The 25,065-nt window shown below is 65.3% G+C and carries 22 protein-coding genes; 13 read left to right on the top strand and 9 right to left on the bottom strand.

The annotated features are described in order from the left end of the window. Positions 1-98: 98 nt before the first annotated feature. Entirely contained in the window at positions 99-1,274 is a 1,176-nt protein-coding gene (locus G4G71_RS08450; protein ID WP_169936771.1) for a thiolase family protein, read from the bottom strand. Positions 1,275-1,483: 209 nt separating this feature from the next. Between G4G71_RS08450 and G4G71_RS08455 the strand changes: the two genes are divergently transcribed. The 4 genes from G4G71_RS08455 (at position 1,484) to G4G71_RS08470 (ending at position 9,782) form a co-directional block, all read left to right on the top strand. Further along, on the top strand, positions 1,484-3,166 hold the full coding sequence (locus G4G71_RS08455) for a fatty acid--CoA ligase (RefSeq protein WP_169936773.1): 1,683 nt from the start codon (positions 1,484-1,486) through the stop codon (positions 3,164-3,166). Positions 3,167-3,374: 208 nt separating this feature from the next. Continuing rightward, positions 3,375-5,297: a DUF1302 domain-containing protein gene (locus tag G4G71_RS08460; RefSeq protein ID WP_169936775.1), complete on the top strand. Its 1,923-nt coding sequence runs from the start codon at positions 3,375-3,377 to the stop codon at positions 5,295-5,297. 155 nt (positions 5,298-5,452) lie between these two features. After that, a complete protein-coding gene (locus G4G71_RS08465; RefSeq protein ID WP_045210927.1) occupies positions 5,453-6,820 on the top strand; it encodes a DUF1329 domain-containing protein in 1,368 nt (455 codons plus the stop codon). 235 nt (positions 6,821-7,055) lie between these two features. Further along, the gene (locus tag G4G71_RS08470) at positions 7,056-9,782 is read left to right on the top strand and encodes a winged helix-turn-helix domain-containing protein (protein WP_169936777.1); all 2,727 of its coding nucleotides are present in this window, start codon (positions 7,056-7,058) and stop codon (positions 9,780-9,782) included. 279 nt (positions 9,783-10,061) lie between these two features. Here the strand turns inward: G4G71_RS08470 and G4G71_RS08475 are convergent, their stop codons facing one another. Further along, entirely contained in the window at positions 10,062-10,931 is an 870-nt protein-coding gene (locus G4G71_RS08475; RefSeq protein WP_169936779.1) for a hypothetical protein, read from the bottom strand. 163 nt (positions 10,932-11,094) lie between these two features. Between G4G71_RS08475 and G4G71_RS08480 the strand changes: the two genes are divergently transcribed. Further along, entirely contained in the window at positions 11,095-12,033 is a 939-nt protein-coding gene (locus G4G71_RS08480) for an alpha/beta fold hydrolase (protein ID WP_169936781.1), read from the top strand. 306 nt (positions 12,034-12,339) lie between these two features. On the opposite strand, the gene G4G71_RS08485 is transcribed toward G4G71_RS08480, so the two are convergent. Beyond that, complete coding sequence (locus tag G4G71_RS08485) at positions 12,340-13,179, bottom strand: metal-dependent hydrolase (RefSeq protein WP_024762671.1); 840 nt, start codon at positions 13,177-13,179, stop codon at positions 12,340-12,342. A 121-nt stretch (positions 13,180-13,300) separates the two neighbouring features. On the opposite strand from G4G71_RS08485, the gene G4G71_RS08490 reads away from it, so the two are divergent. From G4G71_RS08490 to G4G71_RS08500, 3 genes are all read left to right on the top strand, one after another. Beyond that, positions 13,301-14,320, top strand: a complete 1,020-nt coding sequence (locus tag G4G71_RS08490) for an AraC family transcriptional regulator (RefSeq protein WP_169936783.1) — start codon at positions 13,301-13,303, stop codon at positions 14,318-14,320. Between the two features lie 84 nt (positions 14,321-14,404). Further along, a complete protein-coding gene (locus G4G71_RS08495) occupies positions 14,405-15,046 on the top strand; it encodes an MBL fold metallo-hydrolase (protein WP_169936785.1) in 642 nt (213 codons plus the stop codon). Positions 15,047-15,130: 84 nt separating this feature from the next. Beyond that, a complete protein-coding gene (locus tag G4G71_RS08500; RefSeq protein ID WP_169936787.1) occupies positions 15,131-15,841 on the top strand; it encodes a YiaD family glycine zipper/OmpA-like lipoprotein in 711 nt (236 codons plus the stop codon). A gap of 133 nt (positions 15,842-15,974) precedes the next feature. Here G4G71_RS08500 and G4G71_RS08505 read toward each other — a convergent pair whose 3' ends face one another. The 4 genes from G4G71_RS08505 to G4G71_RS08520 all read right to left on the bottom strand — a co-directional run bounded on the left by G4G71_RS08505 (position 15,975) and on the right by G4G71_RS08520 (position 20,679). Further along, positions 15,975-16,883, bottom strand: a complete 909-nt coding sequence (locus G4G71_RS08505; protein ID WP_169936789.1) for an acyltransferase — start codon at positions 16,881-16,883, stop codon at positions 15,975-15,977. A gap of 82 nt (positions 16,884-16,965) precedes the next feature. After that, positions 16,966-19,092, bottom strand: a complete 2,127-nt coding sequence (gene pta / locus G4G71_RS08510) for a phosphate acetyltransferase (RefSeq protein ID WP_169936791.1) — start codon at positions 19,090-19,092, stop codon at positions 16,966-16,968. A gap of 61 nt (positions 19,093-19,153) precedes the next feature. Beyond that, positions 19,154-20,344, bottom strand: a complete 1,191-nt coding sequence (locus tag G4G71_RS08515; RefSeq protein ID WP_169936793.1) for an acetate kinase — start codon at positions 20,342-20,344, stop codon at positions 19,154-19,156. Positions 20,345-20,346: 2 nt separating this feature from the next. Continuing rightward, on the bottom strand, positions 20,347-20,679 hold the full coding sequence (locus tag G4G71_RS08520) for a DUF3565 domain-containing protein (protein WP_169936795.1): 333 nt from the start codon (positions 20,677-20,679) through the stop codon (positions 20,347-20,349). On the opposite strand from G4G71_RS08520, the gene G4G71_RS08525 reads away from it, so the two are divergent. The 3 genes from G4G71_RS08525 (at position 20,648) to G4G71_RS08535 (ending at position 22,691) form a co-directional block, all read left to right on the top strand. Then, complete coding sequence (locus G4G71_RS08525) at positions 20,648-21,133, top strand: FKBP-type peptidyl-prolyl cis-trans isomerase (protein ID WP_017519102.1); 486 nt, start codon at positions 20,648-20,650, stop codon at positions 21,131-21,133. The genes G4G71_RS08520 and G4G71_RS08525 overlap by 32 nt on opposite strands. 219 nt (positions 21,134-21,352) lie before the next feature. Beyond that, a complete protein-coding gene (locus tag G4G71_RS08530) occupies positions 21,353-21,838 on the top strand; it encodes a glutathione peroxidase (protein WP_024762680.1) in 486 nt (161 codons plus the stop codon). 112 nt (positions 21,839-21,950) lie between these two features. Beyond that, positions 21,951-22,691: a nitroreductase family protein gene (locus G4G71_RS08535; RefSeq protein ID WP_169936797.1), complete on the top strand. Its 741-nt coding sequence runs from the start codon at positions 21,951-21,953 to the stop codon at positions 22,689-22,691. On the opposite strand, the gene G4G71_RS08540 is transcribed toward G4G71_RS08535, so the two are convergent. After that, positions 22,678-23,085, bottom strand: a complete 408-nt coding sequence (locus tag G4G71_RS08540; RefSeq protein ID WP_169936799.1) for a tautomerase family protein — start codon at positions 23,083-23,085, stop codon at positions 22,678-22,680. The two genes, G4G71_RS08535 and G4G71_RS08540, sit on opposite strands and share 14 nt — an antisense overlap. A gap of 4 nt (positions 23,086-23,089) precedes the next feature. Continuing rightward, positions 23,090-23,395 (bottom strand): carboxymuconolactone decarboxylase family protein, encoded by a 306-nt coding sequence (locus G4G71_RS08545; RefSeq protein ID WP_169936801.1) that lies wholly within the window; start codon positions 23,393-23,395, stop codon positions 23,090-23,092. Between the two features lie 107 nt (positions 23,396-23,502). Between G4G71_RS08545 and G4G71_RS08550 the strand changes: the two genes are divergently transcribed. Continuing rightward, positions 23,503-24,393, top strand: a complete 891-nt coding sequence (locus tag G4G71_RS08550; RefSeq protein ID WP_169936803.1) for a LysR substrate-binding domain-containing protein — start codon at positions 23,503-23,505, stop codon at positions 24,391-24,393. A 74-nt stretch (positions 24,394-24,467) separates the two neighbouring features. Next, the gene (locus G4G71_RS08555) at positions 24,468-25,058 is read left to right on the top strand and encodes a TetR/AcrR family transcriptional regulator (RefSeq protein WP_169936805.1); all 591 of its coding nucleotides are present in this window, start codon (positions 24,468-24,470) and stop codon (positions 25,056-25,058) included. Positions 25,059-25,065: the final 7 nt, after the last annotated feature.

A 25,065-nucleotide genomic window follows, 5' to 3' on the forward strand; every position in this document is an offset into this window, starting at 1 on the left:
GTCGAAGCGGTTCGCGAGCAAGCTCGCTCCTACAGGAATGCTTTGTTCCGAATGAAAAAGGGGCGCCGAGGCGCCCCTTTTTCATGCCCGACGAAGTATCAGACCAGCTCGATCGCCACCGCGGTGGCTTCGCCGCCGCCGATGCAGAGCGAGGCGACGCCACGCTTTCCGCCCTTCTTCTGCAGGGCGTTGATCAGGGTGACGATGATTCGCGAGCCGGTGGAGCCGACCGGGTGGCCCTGGGCGCAGGCGCCGCCATAGACGTTGACCTTGGCGTGGTCCAGGCCGTGTTCGCGCATGGCGAGCATGGTGACCATGGCGAAGGCTTCGTTGATTTCGAACAGGTCGACGTCGTCCTTGCTCCAGCCCGCCTTCTTGAACAGGTTGGTCATGGCGCCGATCGGGGCCAGGGTGAACTCGGCCGGGTCCTGGCTCTGGGTGGCGTGGGCGACGATCTTCGCCAGCGGCTTGAGGCCGCGGCGGGCGGCTTCTTCGGCGGTCATCAGGACCAGTGCAGAGGCGCCATCGGAGATGGAGCTGGCGTTGGCCGCGGTGATGGTGCCGTCCTTGCGGAAGGCCGGGCGCAGGCCGGGGATCTTGTCCAGGTTGGCGGTCAGCGGTTGCTCGTCGTCCTTCACCACGGTCTCGCCCTTGCGGGTGGTGACGGTTACCGGGACGATTTCCGAGGCCAGCGAGCCATCCTTGATAGCAGCCTGGGCGCGTTTCAGCGATTCGATGGCGTAGGCGTCCATTTCCTCGCGGGTGACGTTGTACTGGTCGGCGGTTTCCTGGGCGAAGGAGCCCATCAGGCGGCCGGTGCGGGCGTCTTCCAGGCCGTCGAGGAACATGTGGTCCTTGATCTCGCCATGGCCCATGCGCAGGCCGGTGCGGGCCTTCTCGATCACGTAGGGCGCGTTGGACATGCTTTCCATGCCGCCGGCGACCATCACGCTGTTGCTGCCTGCCTTGAGCAGGTCGTGGGCCAGCATCACCGCCTTCATGCCCGAGCCGCAGAGCTTGTTGATGGTGGTGCAACCGGTGGCGGCGGGCAGGCCGGCGTTCAGCGACGCCTGGCGGGCCGGGCCCTGTTTCAGACCGGCGGGCAGCACGTTGCCCATGATCACTTCCTGTACGTCTTCGGGCTGGATGCCGGCACGGGAAATGGCTTCGCGGATGGCGATGGCGCCCAGGTCGACGGCGGAAACGCCGGACAGGCTGCCCTGGAAGCCGCCCATGGGAGTACGGGCGCCGCTGACGATGACGATCTCGGACATGACTTACCTCTTCGCTCTTGTTGTGATGCGCTATACGGGTACCGGCCGTGAACGGCCGGGCGCCAGGATTCTACCGCGTGACCGGATGTCGCCAAAGAGTCATCGGCAAATCACTCTTTTGACTGATGAATGGCTCGGCGCAGCGCTCTAGAGTCGGTCTCATCCTGATGAGACTCAACTCGAAATCCAGCCTTGAGAGTGCGCACGCCATGCTGAAAACCCGCGTCATCCCTGCTGCCCAGAACGCCTATCAGTATCCGTTGTTGATCAAGAGCCTGCTGCTGTCCGGCAGCCGTTATGAAAAGGGCAGGGAGATCGTCTATCGCGACAGCGTGCGTTACACCTACGCCACGTTCAACGAGCGCGTTGCGCGGCTGGCCAACGTACTGACCGAGGCCGGTGTGAAGGCCGGTGACACCGTGGCGGTGATGGACTGGGACAGCCACCGTTACCTGGAGTGCATGTTCGCCATCCCGATGATCGGCGCGGTGCTGCACACCATCAACATCCGTCTTTCGCCGGACCAGATCCTCTACACCATGAACCACGCCGACGACCGCTTCGTGCTGGTCAACAGCGAGTTCGCCGCGCTTTACCAGGGCATCGCCGGGCAACTGACCACGGTGGAAAAGACCCTGCTGATTACCGATGGCGCCGACAAGACCTGCGCGCTGCCCAACTGTGTCGGCGAGTACGAGACCCTGCTGGCCGCCGCCAGCCCGCGCTACGCGTTCCCCGATTTCGACGAGAACTCGGTGGCGACCACCTTCTACACCACCGGCACTACCGGTAACCCCAAGGGTGTGTACTTCACTCACCGCCAACTGGTACTGCACACCCTGGCGATGGCTTCGACCATCGGCAGCCTGGACAGCATCCGCCTGATGGGCACGGATGATGTGTACATGCCGATCACCCCGATGTTCCACGTCCATGCCTGGGGTGTGCCCTACGTCGCGACCATGCTGGGGGTGAAGCAGGTGTATCCGGGGCGTTACGAGCCGGAATTGCTGTGCAAGCTGATCCGCGAGGAGAAGGTGACTTTCTCCCACTGCGTGCCGACCATCCTGCAGATGATGCTCAACGCCGCCAGCGCCAGGGACCACGACTTCGGCGGGCTGAAGATCATCATCGGCGGAAGCGCGCTGAACCATGCGCTGTATGACGCCGCCAAGGCCCGTGGCATCCAGCTCACCGCCGCCTATGGGATGTCCGAGACCTGCCCGCTGATTTCCTGTGGCTACCTCAACCAGGAGCTTTGCGCCGGCAGCGAGGATGAGCGCACCACCTACCGCATCAAGGCCGGTGTGCCGGTGCCACTGGTGGAAGCGGCGATCATGGACGAACACGGTCAGTTCCTTCCGGCCGACGGCGAGTCCCAGGGCGAGCTGGTGCTGCGCGCGCCCTGGCTGACCCAGGGCTACTTCCGCGAGCCGGAGAAGGGCGAGGAGCTCTGGGCCGGCGGCTGGATGCATACCGGCGACGTGGCGACCCTCGATGGCATGGGCTTCATCGATATCCGCGACCGTATCAAGGATGTGATCAAGACCGGCGGCGAATGGTTGTCCTCCCTGGAGCTGGAAGACCTCATCAGCCGTCATCCGGCGGTGCGCGAAGTCGCGGTGGTCGGCGTGCCCGATCCGCAGTGGGGCGAGCGCCCGTTCGCCCTGCTGGTGTTGCGCGACGGCCAGGCCCTGGATGCCAAGGCGCTGCGCGAGCACCTCAAGCCTTTCGTCGAGCAGGGCCACATCAACAAATGGGCAATTCCCTCGCAGATCGCCGTTGTTACTGAAGTTCCCAAGACCAGTGTCGGCAAGCTCGACAAGAAGCGTATCCGGGTAGACATCGCCCAATGGCAAGAGGCCGGCAGCGCCTTCCTCTCCACGGTGTGACCGACGACCGGCAAGTCACGGATTGCGGGCGGCCGTGCCAAGCAAGCGCTTGGCACGGCGCAGCCCAGTGACCACGCCACCTCGGGCTCTGCGCAAGCGTCTAGTCAGGGCCTTTGTAAGACAAATCACACTTTCGAGCGATCAAGCACCGTAGGACGCTGGATATAGTCGCCGCTACTCATAACAAAAAACACATGGAGTAGCGTCGATGAAAACCATGCAACATATCTGGCGCCTGGCACGGTTGCCGCTGGCAGTCAGCCTGGCTTCTTCGCTGGCGGCTCCTGCTTCCGCCGTCAGCTTCAACATCGGGGAAATCGAAGGCTCGTTCGACTCGACGCTGTCCGTGGGGGCCAGCTGGTCGACGCAGAATCCGAACAGCAACCTCATCGGCGTGAACAACGGCGGCAAGGGCCTGTCCCAGACCTCCGACGACGGCCACCTGAACTACAAGGCCGGCAAGACCTTCTCGAAGATCTTCAAGGGCATCCACGACCTCGAGCTCAAGTACGGTGACACCGGCGTCTTCGTGCGCGGCAAGTACTGGTACGACTTCGAGCAGAAGGATGAGAACACCGAGTTCAAGCCGCTCTCCGACCACAACCGCAAGGAAGCCGCCCAGGCCTCCGGCGGTGAAATCCTCGACGCCTTCATCTACCACAACTACAACATCGCCGACCTGCCGGGCACCGTGCGCCTGGGCAAGCAGGTGGTGAACTGGGGTGAAAGTACCTTCATCCAGAACGGTATCAGCGTGATCAACCCGTTCGACGTCACCGCCTTCCGCCGCCCGGGCTCCGAGATCAAGGAAGCCCTGGTGCCGGTGAACATGTTCTACCTGTCACAGAACCTCACCGAGAACCTTTCCGCTGAAGGTTTCTACCAGCTGGAGTGGGACCAGACGGTGGTCGACAACTGCGGCACCTTCTTCTCCCAGCCGGACGTGGTGGCTGACGGCTGTACCCAGAACCTCGCGGTGCTGACCAACAACGCGGCCTCGATCCGCACCCTGAACGGCCTGCTTGGCCCGAACCTGGCGGTGACCCCGTCGCCGTGGAACGAAGGCCTGGTGGTCCAGCGCGGCCCGGACCGTGACGCCCGCGACAGCGGCCAATACGGCTTCTCGCTGAAGTACTTCGCCGACAGCCTGAACACCGAGTTCGGCGGTTACTACATGAACTATCACAGCCGCCTGCCGATCTTCAGCGGTCGTGGCGCCGATGCCTCCAAGGTGGCGCAGATCAATCAACTGATCACCAACATCGCGGCGATCAGTCCGTCCCTGGCGGCCCAGGCCGGCGCGGCGGCGATGGCGGGCAACTCGAGCTACTTCATCGAGTACCCCGAAGACATCCGCCTGTACGGCCTGAGCTTCTCCACCACGCTGCCCACCGGTACCGCCTGGCAGGGCGAGATCAGCTACCGCCCGAACGCACCGGTGCAGTTGAACACCACCGACATCCTGTATTCCGGCCTCGACCCGGTGTCCATCGGCGGCAACCACGTCTACGACAACGCCTCCGTGCTGACCGGCACCGCCGGCCAGGACCTGCATGGCTACCGCCGCAAGGAAGTTACCCAACTGCAGACCACCTTCACCCACTTCTTCGATCAGGTCATGGGCGCCGAGCGTCTGACCCTGGTGGGTGAAGTCGGCTGGACCCACGTTGGCGGTCTGGAAAGCCAGAACGATGCACGCTACGGCCGTGACCCCGTGTTCGGCCCGGGCCCGCTGAACGGCAGCCTCAACGGCCGCCCGACCTGCGAGGCGCTCAACGCGTCCACTCTGGGCTCCGGTCCGCAGAACAACCTGTCGCGCAAGTGCGAAAGCGACGGCTTCACCACCGCTGACTCCTGGGGCTACCGCGCCCGTGCGATCTGGGACTACAACGACGTCTTCGCCGGTGTGAACCTCAAGCCCAACGTGGCCTGGTCCCACGACGTGGACGGCTACTCCCCCGGCCCCGGCGGCAACTTCGAGGAAGGCCGCAAGGCAGTCAGCCTGGGTATCGACGCCGACTACCTGAACACCTACACCGCCAGCCTGGCCTACACCAACTACTTCGACGGCAAGTACTCCACCGTCGACGATCGCGACTTCGTCAGCCTGAGCTTCGGTGTGACCTTCTAAGCCGGCCGTTCAACCGGCAACCGGCCCGCCCGCGCGGCGGGCCATCCGCGCGGGCGGGGTGACCCGCCCCGCGCGAGCAGCAGACAAGACCCGCGAACCGCGTTTGCAAGCGCAGTTACCGCGGTGGGCAAAGACTCAACGAGGACGATAAACGAATGAGAACAACAAAGATCCTGCTGCACACGGGCGCCCTGGCGCTCAGCCTCATCGCCTCCCAGGTGATGGCGGCCGTCTCTGCCGATGAAGCGGCGAAGCTGGGCTCCACCCTGACCCCGATGGGCGCGGAAAAGGCCGGCAATGCCGATGGCTCCATCCCGGCCTGGACCGGTGGCCTGCCCAAGAACGCCGGCACTGCCGACAGCAAGGGCTTCCTCAGCGATCCGTTCGCCAGCGAGAAGCCGCTGTTCACCATCACTGCGCAGAACATGGACCAGTACAAGTCCAAGCTGACCCCCGGCCAACAGGCGATGTTCAAGCGCTACCCCGACACCTACAAGATGCCGGTCTACACCACGCACCGTACCGCCACCGTGCCGGAGAACGTGCTGGAAGCGACCAAGAAGAACGCTACCAGCACCAAGCTGCTGCAGGGCGGTAACGGCCTGGAGAACTTCCAGGTAGCCAACCCGTTCCCGATTCCGAAGGACGGCCTGGAAGTCATCTGGAACCACATCACCCGCTACCGTGGCGGCCACGTGCGCCGTCTGGTGACCCAGGCGACCCCGCAGGTCAACGGTTCCTACTCGCTGGTGTACTTCCAGGACGAATTCGTCTTCCGCACCGACCTGAAGGACTACGATGCCAGCAAACCGAGCAACGTGCTGTTCTACTTCAAGCAACGCGTCACCGCCCCGGCTCGCCTGGCCGGTAACGTGCTGCTGGTGCACGAGACCCTCGACCAGGTGAAGGAACCGCGCCTGGCGTGGCTGTACAACGCCGGTCAGCGCCGCGTACGCCGCGCCCCGCAGGTGTCCTACGATGGCCCGGGTACCGCCGCCGACGGCCTGCGTACTTCCGACAACCTGGACATGTACAACGGCGCGCCGGACCGCTACGACTGGAAACTGGTGGGCAAGCAGGAGCTGTACATCCCGTACAACAACTACAAGATGGACGATCCGAAGCTGAAGTACTCGGACATCATCAAGCCCGGCCACCTGAACCAGGACCTGGCCCGCTACGAGCTGCACCGCGTATGGCACGTGACCGCCACCCTGAAGCCGGGCGAGCGCCACATCTACGCCAAGCGTGACTTCTTCATCGACGAGGACACCTGGCAGGCCGTGGAGATCGACCACTACGACGGTCGCGGCACCCTGTGGCGCGTTGCCGAGGCGTTCAACCAGTACTACTACAACTACCAGGTACCGTGGTACACCGCGGAAACCCTGTATGACCTGCTGTCCGGTCGTTACCTGGTGCTGGGCCTGAAGAACGAGGAGAAATCCGCCTACGACTTCAACTACAGCGCCTCGGAAAGCGACTTCACCCCGGCAGCGCTTCGCCAGGAAGGCGTGCGCTGATCCCCCGATCCCCACGGGTGGTTCCGCGGTGAAAAAAAGACCGGCCTTCGGGCCGGTTTTTTTATGGGGCATCATCTGTCAGATGAATGGAGGCGGGAATGTCGGACGCCTTCCAGTCATCTTGTGAGCAAAGGTAACAAAATCGGCTTCAATTCCCGCCCGCAAGGGGCTAGGCTCCGTCCTCAGTGTGACCTTCGTCGACATAGCGATAAGAGCTAGAGCAAGAGCCAGGCCGATGACCGACTTCTCGACTCTGCCAAGACTGACCGATGTTCCCCCCAGCACGGCCGGCAGCCGCTTCTTCCGGCCGCCGCTGCCGCATGGCCATGTCGCCCGTTCGCGCCTTTGCCAGCGCATGGCCGCAGGGCTGGAGGGACGGCTGATACTGGTGTCTGCGCCGGCGGGGTTCGGCAAGAGCTCCCTCGCCATCGAGTTCTGCCAGACGCTGGAAAGCCAATGGCACAGTCTATGGCTGGGGCTCAGTGCCAGGGACAGCGACCCCGGGCGTTTCCTCGAACGCCTGCTCGAAGGCCTCCGCCTGCATTTCCCCACGCTCGGCGAAGAAGCCCTGGCCCTGCTGAAGATGCGCCAGCGCCACCAGCCCTTTGCCTTCGAAGCCTGGCTTGACGACCTGCTCGATGAACTGGTGGACAGCCTGTCCGTCGAGCGTCCGCTGCTGCTGGTGCTGGACGACTATCACCTGGCCCAGGGCGCAGTGCTCGACCGATGCCTGCAATTCCTGCTCAACCACCAGCCCGCCGGCCTGGTCGTGCTGGTCACCAGCCGGCAGCGTCCGGACTGGCACCTGGCTCGCCTGCGCCTGTCGCGGCAGTTGCTGGAGTTCTCCGAACAGGACCTGCGCCTGACTGTGGAGGAAACCGCGCAACTGGTCTCCGCCAACGGCGCGCAGCTCGACGACAATGCCCTGGACAACCTGGTCGAGCGCAGCGAAGGCTGGATCGCCGGCCTGCGCCTGTGGCTGCTGGCCCACGGCGATGAATTGGCGGCCAACGTGCCGGACCTGTCCGTGCATGGCGCCGAAGAGCTGATCCGTGACTACCTGCTGGAAGAAGTGATCGACAAGCAGTCGCCGGAAGTTCAGGTATTCCTGGCCCAGACCGCGCGCTTCGAGCGCTTTTCCGCCGAACTGTGTGATTCCCTCCGGGACTCCCATGACAGCGCCTCCATCCTGCGTCACCTGCAGCAGCATCAGGTATTCCTGGTACCTCTGGACGAACAGGGCCAGTGGTTCCGCTATCACCACCTGTTCTCCGACCTGCTGCTGGCGCGCCCGCTGCCCGGTTCCGGGCCGTCCGTAGCCGCGCTGCACCTGCGCGCGTGCCGCTGGTTCAGTGCCCAGGGGCTGTTCGACGACGCGGTGGAGCAGGCCCTGCGCGCCGGCCACCCGGAAGTCGCGGCGAGCCTGGTTCAGAGCCTGTCCGAAGAACAACTGCTGGCCGAACAGAACGTCGCTACGCTGCTGCGCTGGAAGATGGACCTGCCCGACAGCCTGCTGGCCAGCACGCCGCGCCTGATCGTGCTGTACAGCTGGGCGCTGGCGCTGGCCTGCCAGCTGGATGCCGCCGAGGAGCTGGCAGCGCAGCTGTCGCGTTTCCTGCCAGCCGCCGATGCCGCTGCCCAGCGCGATCTGCTCGCGCAATGGCAGGCGCTGGCCGGGGTTATTGCTCGCGGCCGCGGCGAGATTGATGCGGCCGAGAGCCACTGCGAAGAGGCCATGCACGGCCTTGGCCCGGAACGCTTCGGCCCGCGCCTGTTATGCCTGTCCACGCTGAGCAACCTGGCCATCGTGCGCGACGATCTGTGGCGCGCGCGCGGCCTTAACAGAGAAGCGCTGGAGCTGGCGCAGCGCTTCGGCAATCCGCTGTTCGAAGCCATGGTGCATTACGACCGTGCCCGCGTCCTGCAAGCGCGCGGCGAAGTGCTGCGTGCCGAGGACGAAGTGCGCCAGGGGTTGGCGCGGCTTTCGGGCCTGTCCTCGCAGCGGCGCTACGCGGTGCGCGGCCGATTGATGCTCTACCAGGGCTATCTGCGCAGCCTCGCACTGCAACCGGACGAGGCGCGCAAATGCCTCAAGGCTGGTATCGAGGAAGCCCGCGCCTGCCGCGACATCAGCCTGGTGATCGGCTTCTGCGTGCTGGCCAGCCTGGAGGGGCGGCTGGGCAACTACACTCGCGCCTTCGCTCACCTCGCCGAGGTCGAGCGGATGATGCACGTCTGGGACGTGCCGCCGGTCTACTACCTGTCGGCCATTACCCTGATCAAGTGCGAGCTCTGGCTTGGCCAGGGCCAGGTGGAACTGGCCAGTGCCTGGCTGGAGCGTCTGCGCGACACCTACACCGGCGCCGAGCCGGCCACGCCGCCGGAATGCTCGCCGCAGCTGCCGCGCAATGTGGAAATGCTCCAAGCCCAACTGGAGCGCCGCGAAGGCCGCATGGCCGAGGCCGAAGCACGCCTGCGAGCCGTGGCCAGCGGAGCCCTGCAAGGTGGCGCGCAGTTACAGGCGCGCTTTGCCCAGGGCCAACTGGTTGCCTTGCTGCTGCAGGATGGCCGCGAGCGCGAGGCTTCCTTCGAGTTGGGCGAATGCCTGGGCGGCCTGGTCGCCGGCCTGACGATCCCGCTGCAGGAAGTGCTGCAGCAGCATCCGGAATGGCTGCGCGAGCAACTGGCCGTGCGGGCCACCTCGCCAGCCATCGAGGCCCTGCGTGAACGCTTGCCGGCGGCGCCGGAGCGCAGCGCGACGCTCACCGATTGCCTCAGCAGCCGTGAGCTGGCTGTGCTGGAACTGATCGCCCAGGGCTGCTCGAACCAGGAGATCAGCGATCGCCTGTTCATTTCCCTGCATACCGTGAAGAGCCACGCCCGGCACATCAACGACAAACTCGGCGTGGAGCGTCGTACTCAGGCGGTGGCGCGGGCGAAGGAGATGGGGTTGCTGCGCTAGCGAAGCCCGTGCGGGTCATTGATTGCGGCTCGTCGGTGGGCCGCGCCCCCCTCCCTAGCCCTCCCCCGCAAGCGGGAGAGGGGATTGATCCTCAGTACGCCCTACCTCCGCTGCCTCCCTGATTCTCCCCAGAGTTGCATCAGGACCGCGATCCTCTATGAATCTCCGAACAACCCCCTCTCCCTTCAGGGAGAGGGTTGGGGAGAGGGTGCTGAGCCTCGGGCTGCGATGCCAGACTGGGCTTCAGCATCTCCAGATGCACACTCGCGCCCTACGGAATTACATCCCCTTCTTCTCGCCCTCCACCGGCGCACTCAGATCCAGCCCTTTCGGCGCCGGCTGCCCCTTGGCCGGTGGCGCCAGCTGTTTCTGCACATCCGCCTGGATCGCCTGCAGCACCGGCAGCAGGTCACGCATGTTCTCGCGCACTTCCGGGTAGGCGTGCTTCTGCGCCAATTCATCCACGCGCATCAGCAGCTGCACGCGCACTTCCGGCGGCAGGTGGATGAACAGCTCGGGCAGTTGCTTGGCCAGTTCGGCGCTGTAGAGCACCAGGTCCTGGCGATCGAACTGCGCAGTCAGGCCGAGGTAGTCCAGGGCGCTGCTGGTGAGCATCGAGGCGGCGGCCTTGGCTTCCTGCATGCCCTGCAGGCGCACCGGGTTGCGCTGCTCGCTCTGCGCCAGGGTCATCCAGAACTCCACCGTCAGATTGAACAGGATCGCCTGTTCACGCAGCGAGTAGCTCATCAGACCCAGCGCCTCGGCGCCATAGGGCTGCTTGGCGGCGCGGAAGTTGAAGTACAGGCGCATCAGCTCCTTGAGCTTGAACAGCACCTCGCGCGCCTCGTTCTGCCGCAGCTCCAGCGGCGCATAGATGTTCAGCTGCGGGCGGAAGTTTTCCTCGCTGACCATGCGCTGGTAGATCGGCCCGGTGAACTCGCCGCTGCGCCGGGGCAGGCCGTTGACCTGGGTTTCGTCGATCTTCTTCAGCGCGTCGATCAGCGCCTGGTAGTCGGCGCTGGTCCAGGTCCGCTGGATGTCGGGAATCTTCTGACCCAGGTAATAGAGATCGGCGGACAGGGCCGGGCGGCACAGGAGCAGCAACAGCACGGCCAGCGGCCACAGCGAACGGCGAGTCAGGATCGGCACGAACGGGCTTTCCTTGCGCGAGGGCGGGTTGGGCTAGGTTAGCGGGGTGAGCGGGCTGCGTCATCCCGTGACGGGCCTCGACACTACCTAGGTTGGGCGCGGCGACGCGGGCGCTGTGGTGTGATTCGGGCTTGAGAACAACAAGCACGGGAGTCACTCGTCCATGACCGCCACATTGTCTGTGCAACCGCCGCTGGCCGAGGGCCTGGCCCGCTATGGTTTCGGCCCCCTGCCGCTGGCCGCGCTGAAGGCACGCTACGCTTCGCCCGAGTCCGGTTCGAAATTCATCCACGTCGACGGCTTCGACATCCATTACCGTGACGAAGGCAGCCCCGACAAACCGGTGCTGGTGATGGTCCACGGTGTGATGGCCTCGCTGCATACCTGGGACGGCTGGGTCGCTGAGCTGTCCGAGCACTTCCGCATCATCCGCCTCGACGTTCCCGGCTTCGGCCTCACCGGCGGCGGCCAGGATCGCGAGTACGACGGCGAGCGCCTGGTGAAGGTGTTCGGCCTGTTCCTCGACCGCCTGGACCTCAAGCAGGTGTCCATCGCCGGCAACTCGCTGGGCGGCTACATCGCCTGGAACTACGCGCTGGCCAACGCTCACCGCGTCGAGCGGCTGATCCTGATCGACCCGGCCGGTTACTACATGCAGAAGGTGCCGCTGATGATCGCTAGCGCCGTGCTGCCCGGCGCCGGCATCATGATGCCGATGTGGATGCCGCGCGCCCTGGTGGCCCAGGGCATCAAGGAAGTCTACGGCGATGCGCGCAAGATCAAGCCGGGAGTGATCGATCGCTACTACGACATCAGCCGCCGGCCGGGCAATCGCCGCGCGATGATCGACATCTTCCGCGTGCTGGTGAAGGCCAACCGCGAAGAGCTGACCGGTACGCCAAACCGCGTCGCCGCGCTGAAGGTGCCGACCCTGCTGATGTGGGGCGAGCGCGACCGCTGGATCTCGCCGCGCCATGTGCCGATGTGGCAGCGCGACGTGCCGGGGATCGAGGTGAAGGTCTATCCGGGCGTGGGGCATATCCCGATGGAGGAAATCCCCGAGGAGTCGGCAGCGGACGCGCTGCGCTTCCTGCATGCGTGACTGTTGATCGCCCCAAGAAAAAGCCCGGCCAAGCGCCGGGCTTTTCGTTCTGCCGTATTGCTTTTCGTAGGGTGAATAACGCGTCAGCCTTATCCGCCATGCAACGGCCGGCGGATAACCTGTTCCAGGTTATGCGCCCTACGGTCCTGCTTTTTGTAGGAGCGAGCTTGCTCGCGAACCGCATGAGCGCCAGGTTCTCCAGCCGAGTAAAGAGCTTCGCGAGCAAGCTCGCTCCTACAGGGGGCTCTGCGTCCGCAAACGAAACCGCCCCGACAAGGCGGGGCGGTGTTCGAAGCGAAGGGCGGATCAGCCAGCGTGCGCCAGCGGTTGCGGGTCGTATTCCTTGCGCACCTCGTACAGCACATCGAGGTTGTTGTGCTGCCACGGATGGAAGTCGGACTTGAAGAAGTCCAGGTATTCGCGCAGCAGCGGGCGGAATACGCCGTGTTTGCCCCAGGTCCACTTGATGCCGTCGCGCCAGACGCGCCAGTTCCACAGCAGGCCGTCCACCTTGAGCATGTGCACCAGCCCGCGGAAGGTATCCAGCACGAAGAAGAAGGTCGCCATGCGCATCGCCCGGCGCAGCAGCTTTCGGCTGCCGCAGACCTGGTTGTAGACGTCGAAGGCCACCGCCTTGTGCTCGGTTTCCTCCAGCGCGTGCCAGCGCCACAGGCGCTGCATCACCGGGTCGGCGCCCTCCATGGTGCGCGGGTCGGTCAGCAGCCCGTTGGCCATGATCGCGGTGATGTGCTCCAGCGCGGCGGTTGCGGCCAGCTGGCGCTTGGCCGGGAATTTCTTCTGGGTGAAGCGGATGCGCGCCTGGGCGCGCTTCTCGATGGCGGTGACGTCGTAGCCCAGGTCGCGCAGGCGCTGGCTGTAGGTCAGGTGCTCGCGGCTGTGGTGACCTTCCTGGCCGATGAAGCCGCGGATCTGCTCTTTCAGCACCGGGTCGCTGATCTGGTCGCGGAACTGCCGCACCGAGTCGATGAAGAAGCGCTCACCGTCGGGGAAGAGCACCGACATGGCGTCGAACAGATGGGACTTGAAGGCGTCTCCGCCGTGCCAGTGACGCGGCAGCGGATCGGGCAGATCGAAGTCCATGTGCCGGGGCTTGATCTCCAGTCCTGCGGGGGTGGTGCTGGCCATGGCGGCTCCAGTGTGGTGGTTGTCCATGGTCATTACTCTGGGCTTGTAGCGGAAGCGTCACAAGGTTATTGTCTGCCAACTTTCCGGTCATATCCGGCCAGCGGTCAACATAAGAAGAACGATGAAGCAACCGCTCAATTTCACCGCCGAACTGGTGCCGGTCGCCTATGCGCAGGCGCTCCTGGACCTCGCCGAAGAGCTTGGCGTGCCGCGTGCGCGCCTGTTCGAACTGGCCCGCGTGCGCCCCGAGGTACTGAAGAGCCCCAACGGTCGGTTGTCCTTCGTCGATTTCCACCAGCTGTCCAGCGCCGCCCTGGCGCACTGCAACGAGCCCGCCTTCGGCCTGCTGCTGGGGCAGCGGCTGAATGTCTCCACCCACGGCATCCTCGGCTACGCCGTGCTGTCCAGCGCCAATCTCGAGCGTGCCATCGCCTTCGCCCTGAAGTATTACCGCGTGCTCGGCCTGGCCTACGACCTGGAGATGGTGGAAGACGGCGGCGTGTCCTACCTGCGTGCGAGCGAGTCGATTCCCCTCGGACCGACGAGCCGCTTCGCCGCCGAAGGTTTGATGACCAGCCTGCACACCATCGCTCGCTTCCTGGTGGGCGAGCCGCTGCAGGGCGTCAGTGTTGGCTTCGCCTACGCCGAACCGGACTACGCCGAGCGCTACGCCGAGGTATTCGGCGGCGAAGTGCTGTTCGACCAGCCATTCCACTTCATCGGCCTGCCCAGCGAATACCTGGCGCGGCCCATGGCGCTGGCCAACCCGGCCACGGTGCAGATGTGCGAGCAGCAGTGCGAGGCGCTGCTGGCCACGCTGGACGTGCAGGAAGGCCTGCTGACCCGCATCCGCCGCCTGTTGCTGGCGCGCCCCGGCGAATTTCCCGATCTGGAGGCGGTGGCGGCGGACTTGCACACCAGCGGCCGCAGCCTGCGTCGGCATCTTTCCAACCTGGGCACCACCTACCAGGAAGTGCTCGACGACGTGCGCAAGCGCCTGGCCCTGCAGTACCTCACCACGACCCACCTGCCGCTCTACGAAATCGCCCTGCTGCTGGGCTTCAACGACCCGTCGAACTTCCGCCGGGCGTTCCGCAAGTGGACCGGCAAGCTGCCCACCGACTACCGCCAGGGCGACTGAACCGTCGACCGGAGCGGCTCGCCAGGGCAGGGCGGAATCGGCGAAAATGGGCGTCGTGTTCTTCCGCCACCCAGCGAGTCCTCGATGAGCGAACAGCCTGCCCTGATCCGCGAAACCTTCCCTGTCGGCCCCTTGCAGTGCAACTGCACCATCATCGGTGATCCTCTGACGAAGAAGGCCATCGTCGTCGATCCGGGTGGCAACCACGAACTTATCCTGCAGCGCCTCGATGCGCTGGGGCTGAAGGTGGTCAGCATTATCCACACCCATGCGCACCTGGATCACTTCCTCGCCTCCGGGCAGATGAAGGAGAAGACCGGCGCGACCCTGCACCTGCACAAGGACGACCAGTTCCTCTGGGACAACCTGGAAATGCAGTGCCGCATGTTCGGCGTGCCCTATACGCCGGTGCCCTCGCCCGACCAGTGGTTGGCCGATGATGAGGAACTGGCCTGTGGCTGTGGCGTGGCGTTGCACACACCGGGGCATACGCCGGGTTCGATGAGCTTCTGGTTCCCCAGGGACAAGCTGCTGATCGCCGGCGATACGCTGTTCCGCCGCAGCATCGGTCGCACCGACCTGTGGGGCGGGGATTACGCCACCATCGAGCGTTCGATCCGCGATCGACTGTATGCACTGGACGAAGAAGCTACCGTGGTCACAGGGCACGGGCCGGATACCAACCTGGGCGATGAGATGCGGGAAAATCCCTTCATCCGTGCTTAAGCTTGCTCGGGAATTATTTGCACGTCCTAAGCTCTAACTTGCCGCCCGATACCGGGTGTTTCGCTATTCGAGGAGTCATCCGTCATGTTCACCGCACGTAGTCTGTCCATGGTCGCGGCTGCCACCGCCTTTGCTCTCATGGCCGGTTGCGCCTCCCAGAACCCCTATGATCCCAACACCCAGGTGCCCGCCGAGGGCGGCGTCAGCAAGACCGCCAAGTACGGCGGCCTGGGCGCGCTGGCCGGCGCCGTGGCCGGCGCCGCGATCAACCACAACAACCGTGGCAAGGGCGCGCTGATCGGCGCCGCCGCCGTGGGCGCCGCGGCTGCAGGCTACGGCTACTACGCCGACAAGCAGGAAGCCAAGCTGCGCCAGCAGATGCAGGGCACCGGGGTGCAGGTCGAGCGCCAGGGTGACGACATCAAGCTGATCATGCCGGGCAACATCACCTTCGCCACCGACTCGGCGAACATCGCGCCGTCCTTCTATACCCCGCTGAACAACCTGGCCAACTCCTTCAAGGAGTTCAACCAGAACAGCATCGAGATCGTCGGCTACACCGACAGCACCGGCAGCCGCCAGCACAACATGGACCTGTCCCAGCGCCGTGCGCAGTCGGTGGCGACCTACCTGACCTCCCAGGGTGTCGACGGCACCCGCGTGAGCACCCGCGGCATGGGGCCGGATCAGCCAGTGGCGTCCAATGCCGACGTCAATGGCCGCGCGCAGAACCGCCGCGTGGAGGTGAACCTGAAGGCCCTGCCGAACGCGCAGACCCAGCAGTACCAGCAGTAAGCACCGCCCATGAAAAAGCCCGCCGATTGGCGGGCTTTTTCTTTGGCTCTTTGTAGGAGCGAGCTTGCTCGCGAACCGGAACCGCCCGGTGCCATGCGGTTCGCGAGCAAGCTCGCTCCTACATGATGCAGGGTCAGGCCTTGGCGGGGAATTCGCGGTGCAACTGGGCCAGCAACTGGTCCTTGCGCTCCCACAGCTGGTTGACCCACAGCTGGAACTCGGCGCGGTAGCCCTCGTCCTGGTCGTAGCTCTTGCCGATGAACTGGCGCGGGATCTCCAGCTCTTCGAAGCGCACCACCACCGAGCGCAGCTTGCCGGACATCAGGCACCAGAAGGTCGGGCGGCCATCGGGATAATGGATGGTGACGTTCACCAGGGTCTTGAGCTGCTCGCCCATGGCGTCGAGGACGAAGGCGATCCCGCCGGCCTTGGGCTTGAGCAGGTGCTGGAATGGCGAGGCCTGCTCGTCATGCTTGTCCTGGGTGAAACGGGTGCCTTCGAGGAAGTTGAAGATCGACACCGGGATACGGCTGAACTTGGCGCACGCCTTGCGGGTGGTCTCCAGGTCCTTGCCTTTCTTCTCCGGGTACTTGGCCAGGTAAGCCTTGGTGTAGCGCTTCATGAAGGGGAAATCGAGCGCCCACCAGCACAGGCCGATGATCGGGACCCAGATCAGTTCCTGCTTGAGGAAGAAGCGCAGCAGCGGCACGCGACGGTTCAGCTGGTACTGCAGGACGAGGATGTCGACCCAGCTCTGATGGTTGCTGGTGACCAGGTAGGAGTGGTCGTAAACCAGACCTTGCAGGCCCTCGACGTTCCAGTGAGTGCTGCGCACCAGGTTCATCCAGCCCTTGTTGCAGGCGATCCAGCTTTCGGCGATCAGGCTCATGATCTTGCTGCAAGCGCTCTGCGCCGCGGCGAACGGCAGGACGACCTTGACCAGCGTCATGCCGAGCAGCAGCGTGGCCCAGCAAACGGTATTGAGGAACAGCAGCAGGCTCGCGATCACGCCGCGAACGAACGGGGGGAGGAAACTCAACATCGAGGAATGGTCCTTGTACGTAGGCGCCCGGTTGGCCGGGCGCGTGATGCGTTCGTGGGCACATCCCTCGTGCCTTGGGTTATCAGCCGTCCTTGCCGCTGTCCGCCTGGATCGCCGTCAGCGCGATGGTGTAGACGATGTCGTCCACCAGCGCCCCGCGTGACAGGTCGTTCACCGGTTTGCGCAGGCCCTGCAGCATCGGGCCGATGCTGACGCAGTCGGCGCTGCGCTGGACGGCCTTGTAGGTGGTGTTCCCGGTGTTCAGGTCGGGGAACACGAATACATTGGCGCGTCCTGCCACCTGGCTCTCGGGGGCCTTCAGGCGACCCACGCTGGCGATGGCGGCGGCATCATACTGCAAGGGGCCGTCGATCAACAGATCGGGGCGTTTTTCCCGCGCGATGCGCGTTGCTTCGCGCACTTTCTCGACATCTGCGCCCGTTCCCGACTCGCCGGTGGAGTAGCTGATCATCGCCACCCGCGGGGTGATGCCGAAGGATTGCGCCGAGGCGGCACTCTGCAGGGCGATCTCCGCCAGGTCACTGGCCGAAGGATCGGGATTCACCGCGCAGTCGCCATAGACCACCACCTGGTCGGGCAGCAGCATGAAGAATACCGAGGACACCAGGTTGTAGCCGGGCGCCGTCTTGATCAGCTGCAGGGCCGGGCGGATGGTGTTGGCGGTGGTGTGGATGGCGCCGGAAACCAGCCCGTCCACCTCGTCCAGGGCGAGCATCATGGTGCCCAGCACCACGTTGTCTTCCAGCTGCTGCTCGGCCATCGGCGCGTTCAGGCTCTTGCCCTTGCGCAGTTCCACCATGGGTTCGACGTAGCGGCTGCGCACCAGGTCCGGGTCGACCACCTCCAGGTCCTGTGGCAGCACGATGCCCAGCATCTGCGCCACGGCCTGCACGTCGTCCGGCTTGGCCAGCAGCACGCAACGGGCGATGCCGCGTGCGTGGCAGATGGCGGCGGCCTGCACGGTACGCGGCTCGCTGCCTTCGGGCAGGACGATGCGCTTGCCCGCGCGATTGGCGCGCTGGGTCAGCTGGTAGCGGAACACTGGCGGCGACAGGCGCAGTTCATGGGGAGAGCCGCAGCGCTGCTTCAGCCATTCGAAGTCGATGTGCTCGGCGACGAACTCGGTGACGCGCTCGGCGCGTTCGCGGTCATCCACCGGGATTTCCTTGTTCATCCGCGACAGGTCGCCGGCGGTGTCGAACGAGCCGGTCTTCACTGTCAGCACCGGCAGGCCGCTCTGCAGCGCGCTGCGGCACAGCTCCATGATCCGCGCGTCCGGCGCCAGGCCCGAACACAGCAGCAGGCCGGCCAGCGGCACGCCGTTCATGGCGGCCAGGCACGCGGCCAGGATGATGTCGTCTCGGTCGCCCGGTACAACCACCAGCACGCCGGGCTTGAGCAGATGCACGGTGTTTGGCGCCGAGGGTGCGCAGAGGATGATCTTCTGCACGCGGCGTTGTTCGTAGTCGCCGGCGTTGAGCACGCTGGCGTCCAGCAGGTCGGCCACGTCGCGGGTGCGCGGGGCGTTCATTTCGTCCTGCCAGGGAATGCAGCCGAGCAGGCGGACGTCGCCATCACGCAGCAGCGGAGAATGTTCCTTCAGGCGCTCACCGAACAGCCGGGCGGCGGCCTCGGCATCGCGGGGCATGTCGTCGCTCTCGCCGCCACGCACCTTGTTCACGATCAGGCCGGCCAGGTGTGGGTCGCGCGGACCGCCGAACAGCTGGGCGAGGATTTCGATGCGGTCGGACAGCTCGCTCACCGTCTCGTTGTCCGGCGCGGAGACGAGGATGACTTCGGCATCGACGCTGCGCGCCAGGTGGGCGTTGATACGCGCGGCGTAGCTGGCGTGCTTCGTCGGCACCATGCCTTCGACGATCATCACGTCCTTGTCAACGGCGGCGCCGTTGTACATGCCGACGATGTCTTCGAGCAGCTCATCGAGCAGGCCGTCGCCGAGCATGCGCTCGACCTTGGACAGCGACAGCGGGGTGGGCGCATTCAGGCCGTGGGTACGCGCGACCAGTTCGCTGGAGCGCTCCGGGCCGTCGTCCCCGGCGTGGGGCTGGGCGATGGGCTTGAAGAAGCCGACCTTCAGGCCGGCGCGTTGCAGGGCGCGGATCAGCCCCAGGCTGGTGGACGTCAGGCCGACACCGAAACCGGTCGGTGCGAGGAAGAAGGTGTGCATCCGGGCTCCTTAAGCCGTGCGGGAGTGGTTTGTGCCCTTGTGGGGCGCAACCGGTGAATCTTCAGTCGAGTACCGCCAGGGTGTCGAGCGCGATCTGCTTTTCCTCGTTGGTGGGGATCACCAGCACGCGGGGATGGCCGGGCTGGTGGATCGCCCCGCCGACGCCGCGCATGCAGCGGGCGTTGGCTTCGCCATCGAGTTCGAGGTTGAGCACGTGCAGGTGCTTAACCGTGAGGTTGCGCACCAGCGCGGAGTTCTCGCCGATGCCGCCGGTGAAGATGATGCCGTCCAGCCGCGGCAGCGCACAGGTCAGCGAGGCCAGGGACTTGGCCAATCGGTAACAGAATACTTCGATGGCCAGCGCCGCATTGGCGTGGCCCTGCTCGCGGGCGTGCTCCAGGGTGCGCATGTCGTTGGACAGCCCCGACAAGCCGAGCAGGCCGCTGTCGTGGTTGAGCATGTGGTCGATCTTCTCCAGGCTCCAGCCCAGGGTGCGCGCCAGGTGGCTGTGCAGGTTCGGGTCGACGTCGCCAGAGCGGGTACCCATCATCAGGCCTTCCAGCGGGGTCAGGCCCATGCTGGTGTCGCGGCTCTGGCCGTTGGCGATGGCGCAGGTGGAGCTGCCGTTGCCCAGGTGCGCGGACAGCCAGTGGCTGTCGCCCACCGCCAGCCCGCTCATCTCGGCCGCCTTGTGGCTGACGTAGCGGTGGCTGGTGCCGTGGAAGCCGTAGCGGCGCACATGCTGCTCGCGGTACAGCGGCTCGGGGATGGCGTAGCGGTAGGCGCGCTCGGGCAGGCTCTGGTGGAAGGCGGTATCGAACACGGCGATATGCGGCAGGTCCGGGTAGAGCGCCATGGCGGCGTCGATGCCCACCAGGTTGGCCGGGTTGTGCAGCGGCGCCAGGGGCGAGGTCTCGCGGATGGCGCTGAGCACTTCATCGGTCAGGCGCGAGGCCTGGGTGAAGCGCTCGCCGCCGTGCACGACGCGGTGGCCGATGGCGTGCAGCTCGCCTTGCGCAGCCTGGGCCACCAGCGGCAGCAGGCGGGCGAGGGCGGCCTTGTGGTCGCCACCGGGCAGCTCCAGGGTCTGCGGCTGCTCGTCGGTCTCGCCCTGCCAGCGCAGGCTGGCGCCGTTGGAGCCGAGGCGCTCGGCCAGGCCGTGGAGGATGAAGTCTTCGCGCCCCTCTCGAACCAGGGCGAACTTGATCGAAGAACTGCCGCAGTTGATCACCAGGATATTGCGAGCCGGCATGCCTACTCCTTGTTGCTGTCGGAATCCTTGGCGCACCAGCCGCAGGGGAACCAGCGGCCGATCTGCGCCTTGCGTTGCTGCGGGTCCAGCACCCAGGGCCGCGACTGCCAGGGCGGCTGGTGGCGCAGGTGCTGGGTGTGGCCGCAGGACAAGACTGCCACCCAGTGGCCGTCTTCGTCCTGATGAAAGTCAAGCAGGCGCGGCGGGGCCGCGTTGTCCCGTCCGTCCGTCTTCGGGTCGCATTCGGGGGCGTCGCCGCGTAAACTTACGCGCTCAACTTCTATATCAGATAGGTTTCGAACCATGCAGATCGCGGCCAACAAGGCGGTTTCCATCGACTATACCCTGACCAACGACGCAGGTGAGGTCATCGACAGCTCCGCCGGCGGCGCTCCGCTGGTCTACCTGCACGGTGCCCACAACATCATCGGCGGCCTGGAAAAGGCCCTGGAAGGCAAGCAGGTCGGTGACGAGCTGGATGTGACCGTCGAGCCGGCCGATGCCTACGGCGAGTACAGCGCCGAGCTGGTCGCCACCCTGACCCGCGAAATGTTCGAAGGCGTGGACGAGCTGGAAGTCGGCATGCAGTTCCATGCCTCCGCTCCGGACGGCGGCATGCAGATCGTCACCATTCGCGACATCGAAGGCGATGACGTGATCGTCGACGGCAACCACCCGCTGGCCGGCCAGCGCCTGAACTTCAAGGTGAAAGTGGTCGACATCCGCGACGCTTCGGCCGAAGAAGTTGCCCATGGCCACGTCCACGGCGAAGGTGGTCATCACCACTGATCGCTACTCCCCGGTCGCTCATCGGGATCGGGTGTAGCCATCATTGAGCTGCTAAGCTCAATCGGGAAAGGCGCCTTCGGGCGCCTTTCTCATGCAATCGGCTTCAACTGCAAAGATTGCCAGGGCATTTTTCCCGCATCGACTGGGATTGCGCAGTACGACGGACACATTTCCGCCCCTGCGCGGGCACTTCGTGCCTACCTCTTCAAGGAGCAAGCAATGAGCGCTTTTCACGATCTGACGCTGCATGGTCTCGACGGCCAGGATCTGCCGCTGGCCCCGCTCAAGGGCAAGGTCGTGCTGGTGGTCAACGTCGCCTCGAAGTGCGGCCTGACTCCGCAGTACGCCGGTCTGGAGAAGCTCTACCAGCAATACAAGGATCAGGGGTTCGTGGTACTGGGGCTGCCTTGCAACCAGTTCGCCGGGCAGGAGCCGGGCAGCGAATCCGAGATCCAGTCGTTCTGCTCGCTGAACTACGGGGTCAGCTTCCCCATGTCGGGCAAGCTGGATGTCAACGGCTCGGAACGCCATCCGCTGTACCGCCTGCTGGCGGGCGAGGGCGCCGAGTTCCCCGGCGACATCACCTGGAACTTCGAGAAGTTCCTGCTCGGTCCGGACGGCCGCGTGCTGGCGCGCTTCAGCCCGCGCACCGCGCCGGATGATCCGGCGCTGATCCAGGCCATCGAGAAGGCGCTGGGCGCCTGACCGCTGCCGGCGGGAGAGGGCGCTTGCGCCAATCCCGCTGGCATTTCTTCCTTTGCGTTGTTTCGCGCAGCGTGCGGCGGCTTAATCGGACGACCTGCTTCCGGAGCCCGCCATGAGCCGTTTCGCCGCCGAGTCCGCCTGCTTGCCTGCCACGCCTGATGCCCTGCGCGCCTTGATCGAGCAGCGTCGTTCGGTTCGTCGTTTCCTTGACGAGCCTGTGCCCGATGCAGTGCTGCGCGATTGCCTGGAGCTGGCGGTGCTCGCTCCCAATGCCTGCAACCTGCAGCCCTGGAGCTTCCATGTGATCCGCGATGCCCAGTTGCGGCGCCAACTGGTGCCGGTCTGCCTGGGGCAGAACGCAGCGCGCACGGCGCCGGTGCTGATCGCCGTGCTGGCGCGGCCGGATACCTGGCGTGAGTCCTGCGCCGACATCCTCGAGCAATGGCCCGAACCGCAGGTGCCGGAGAAGGTCCGGCGCTTCTATGAGCGCACCGCGCCTTTCCAGTACGACCAGGGCGCACTGGGCTTGCGCGGGCTGTTCAAGCGCGTGCTGTATTCGATCGTCGGGTTGCGCCGCGCCCTGATGCGGCAGCCCAACAGCCACGCCGAAATGCGCCTGTGGGCGGTGAAATCCGCCGCGCTGGCGGCGCAGAACCTGATGCTCGCCCTGCAGAGCCACGGCTTCGCCAGTTGCCCCATGGAGGGCTTCGATGAAGTGCGGTTGCGCAAGGTGCTGCAGATTCCCCGCCGCGCGGTGCCGATCATGTTGCTGGCAGCAGGGCGGGCTGCGGACAACGGCGTCTACAACCCGCGCCTGCGTTTCCCGCTGGAGCAGCGCGTCAGCTGGCACTGACCGCATCGGGGCGCGTCAGCACGCCCATGCGCCCGCCGCCGAAGGACCAGTCGTCCGCCTCGCTGGTGGTGATCTGTACCATCACGTCCTCGCTGGCGATTCCCAGTCGCTCGCCCAACAGCGCGTTCAATCGCCGGTAGAACGCCTGTTTGGTCTGCGAGTCGCGCGGGCGGCCGATGGTGATGGCGATGAGCACGAAGTCGTCGCTGCGCGGGCCGCCGAGGTAATCGCGGTTGTAGACGAATTCCTCCGCTTCATGCTGGTGGATCATCACGAACTGGTCGCCTTCCGGGACGTTGAAAGCCTCGTGCATGGCGTCGTACACGGTGTCGGCCAGTTGGCGCAGGTACTGCGCTTGCTTGCCTTTGCGCAGGGAGATGCGGACGGTGGGCATGGTGTCACTCCTCGTCGAGACGGTTGAGAGCGGAAGCGGCCGTCGGCCAGCCGCCGTAGAAGGCTAGATGGGTGATCAGCTCGACCAGCTCCTCGCGGGTCAGGCCGTTGTCGCGGGCCAGTTCGAAATGGAACGGCAGTTGTTCCTGCCGGCCTTGCACCACCAGGGCGGCGACGGTTGCCAGGCTGCGCTCACGCGGACTCAGCTGCGGGCGTTGCCAGACATCTCCGAACAGGACGTGCTCGGTGATCTGAGCCAGCTTCGGTGCCTGCTGTTGCAGGGCAGGGGAGACCTGGGGTGGACGAGACATGTTGCCGTTCCTCTTCTGTGGCTTGACGGAATCAGGCTAGCGCGGCAGGTTTGTTCTGAAAATCAGGAAATATTTGACTGACAGTTCGATTAATCAGGATGGTCTTCATGGCTCGCATCAACTTCGATCTCGATGTGCTGCGCACCTTCGTCACCGGCATCGAGTTGGGCAGTTTTGCCCGCGCGGCGGAACGCCTGGGGCGCTCCACTTCTGCCGTCAGCGCGCAGCTGAAGAAGCTGGAAGAGCAGGCCGGCACTCCGGTGTTGCGCCGCGAAGGACGCGGCATGGCACTGACCGAGGCGGGTGAGACGCTGTTGGCCTACGCCCGCCGCCTGCTGGATTTGAACGACGAGGCGGCCGGTGCCTTGCGTGGCGGCTCGCTGGAGGGCCGGGTGCGCCTCGGCCTGCAGGAGGACTTCGGCGAAACCCTGTTGCCCGCCGTGCTGGCGCGCTTTGCCCGTGCTCATCCCAGGGTGCGCATCGAGGTGCGCACCTCTCGCAATCAGCAACTCATCGAAGGGGTGCGCAGCGGCGAGCTGGACCTGGCGCTGGCGTGGGAAACCGGTGAGCGCACGCCCTACATGGAACGCTTGGGGGCGGTGGCGCAGTGCTGGATCGGCGCACCGGATGCGCCCTTGTTTCCAGGTGCGCAAGCGCTGCCACTGGTCATGCTGGAGGCGCCCTGCCTGCTGCGCAGCGCGGCAACGGCGGCCCTGGACAGGGCCGGCGTGCCCTGGCGCGTGGCCTTCACCAGTGCCGGGTTGTCGGGCATCTGGGCCGCCGTCGGTGCGGGGTTGGGAATTGGCCTGCGCACTCCCATCGGCTTGCCGGCCGGCGTCGAGCGGCTGGATGCCGGGCGCGCGGGGCTGCCGGCCATGGAGCCGCTGGGCCTGTGCCTGCATTGCAGCGAAGCCGAACCTGATGCCGTGGTGGAGCGCCTGCGTGAATTGCTGAAGGAAGGCGTGGCGGAGTTGCTGGAAAGCCCGTCGGTTCGCTGATCCGCTTCTGAAGGAAAATCACTGCGATCAATGGTGCTGGCAAAAGCGAGACGACCGGTCATATTCTTTCCGCCATGAACAGCATCCGACTCGACAAGCGTGACCTGATCCTCGCCAAGGGCTCCCTGGCGATGACCCGCAGCGGCTACCACGGCACCGGTGTGCAGGACATCGTCCAGGCCGCCGGGATTCCCAAGGGCTCCTTCTATCACTACTTCGACAGCAAGGAAGACTTCGCCCTGCAGGCGCTGGAGCACCTGTACGCGCCGCGCCTGGCGCGCTACGCCGAGGCGCTGGGTAATCCGGCATTGGGGCCGCGCGCACGCATCCTCACCTATTACCGCGAGCTGCTGGCGCACTTCGCCCGCCAGGAGAAGCTGCAGTACCACTGCTTCATCGGCAGCCTGAGCTTCGAGATGGCTGAGCTGTCGCCGCCGATCGCCGAGCGCGTTGACGTCATCCTTCAGCAGTCCATCGATACGCTGCGCGACTGCCTGGCTGACGCCCAGCGCGCCGGGGAATTGCCCGCCTCGGAGAACGTCGAGCAACTGGCCGAGTTCATCGGCAATGCCTGGCAGGGCGTGCTGGCGCGCATGAAAGTCAGCGCTTCGCTCAAGCCGGTGGAACGCTTTATCGAGCGCCTGGAGCACTTGCTACAGGCCTAATCTGCCT

It is taken from the genome of Pseudomonas multiresinivorans (genome assembly GCF_012971725.1).
Taxonomy (GTDB): Bacteria; Pseudomonadota; Gammaproteobacteria; order Pseudomonadales; family Pseudomonadaceae; genus Pseudomonas; species Pseudomonas multiresinivorans.

Excerpts from the sequence above, each read along its gene's own strand:
- G4G71_RS08450 (WP_169936771.1), bottom strand. The coding sequence starts at position 1,274 with ATGTCCGAGATCGTCATCGTCAGCGGCGCCCGTACTCCCATGGGCGGC.
- G4G71_RS08455 (WP_169936773.1), top strand. The coding sequence starts at position 1,484 with ATGCTGAAAACCCGCGTCATCCCTGCTGCCCAGAACGCCTATCAGTAT.
- G4G71_RS08460 (WP_169936775.1), top strand. The coding sequence starts at position 3,375 with ATGAAAACCATGCAACATATCTGGCGCCTGGCACGGTTGCCGCTGGCA.
- G4G71_RS08465 (WP_045210927.1), top strand. The coding sequence starts at position 5,453 with ATGAGAACAACAAAGATCCTGCTGCACACGGGCGCCCTGGCGCTCAGC.
- G4G71_RS08470 (WP_169936777.1), top strand. The coding sequence starts at position 7,056 with ATGACCGACTTCTCGACTCTGCCAAGACTGACCGATGTTCCCCCCAGC.
- G4G71_RS08480 (WP_169936781.1), top strand. The coding sequence starts at position 11,095 with ATGACCGCCACATTGTCTGTGCAACCGCCGCTGGCCGAGGGCCTGGCC.
- G4G71_RS08485 (WP_024762671.1), bottom strand. The coding sequence starts at position 13,179 with ATGGCCAGCACCACCCCCGCAGGACTGGAGATCAAGCCCCGGCACATG.
- G4G71_RS08490 (WP_169936783.1), top strand. The coding sequence starts at position 13,301 with ATGAAGCAACCGCTCAATTTCACCGCCGAACTGGTGCCGGTCGCCTAT.
- G4G71_RS08495 (WP_169936785.1), top strand. The coding sequence starts at position 14,405 with ATGAGCGAACAGCCTGCCCTGATCCGCGAAACCTTCCCTGTCGGCCCC.
- G4G71_RS08500 (WP_169936787.1), top strand. The coding sequence starts at position 15,131 with ATGTTCACCGCACGTAGTCTGTCCATGGTCGCGGCTGCCACCGCCTTT.
- G4G71_RS08505 (WP_169936789.1), bottom strand. The coding sequence starts at position 16,883 with ATGTTGAGTTTCCTCCCCCCGTTCGTTCGCGGCGTGATCGCGAGCCTG.
- pta (WP_169936791.1), bottom strand. The coding sequence starts at position 19,092 with ATGCACACCTTCTTCCTCGCACCGACCGGTTTCGGTGTCGGCCTGACG.
- G4G71_RS08515 (WP_169936793.1), bottom strand. The coding sequence starts at position 20,344 with ATGCCGGCTCGCAATATCCTGGTGATCAACTGCGGCAGTTCTTCGATC.
- G4G71_RS08525 (WP_017519102.1), top strand. The coding sequence starts at position 20,648 with ATGCAGATCGCGGCCAACAAGGCGGTTTCCATCGACTATACCCTGACC.
- G4G71_RS08520 (WP_169936795.1), bottom strand. The coding sequence starts at position 20,679 with ATGGAAACCGCCTTGTTGGCCGCGATCTGCATGGTTCGAAACCTATCT.
- G4G71_RS08530 (WP_024762680.1), top strand. The coding sequence starts at position 21,353 with ATGAGCGCTTTTCACGATCTGACGCTGCATGGTCTCGACGGCCAGGAT.
- G4G71_RS08535 (WP_169936797.1), top strand. The coding sequence starts at position 21,951 with ATGAGCCGTTTCGCCGCCGAGTCCGCCTGCTTGCCTGCCACGCCTGAT.
- G4G71_RS08540 (WP_169936799.1), bottom strand. The coding sequence starts at position 23,085 with ATGCCCACCGTCCGCATCTCCCTGCGCAAAGGCAAGCAAGCGCAGTAC.
- G4G71_RS08545 (WP_169936801.1), bottom strand. The coding sequence starts at position 23,395 with ATGTCTCGTCCACCCCAGGTCTCCCCTGCCCTGCAACAGCAGGCACCG.
- G4G71_RS08550 (WP_169936803.1), top strand. The coding sequence starts at position 23,503 with ATGGCTCGCATCAACTTCGATCTCGATGTGCTGCGCACCTTCGTCACC.
- G4G71_RS08555 (WP_169936805.1), top strand. The coding sequence starts at position 24,468 with ATGAACAGCATCCGACTCGACAAGCGTGACCTGATCCTCGCCAAGGGC.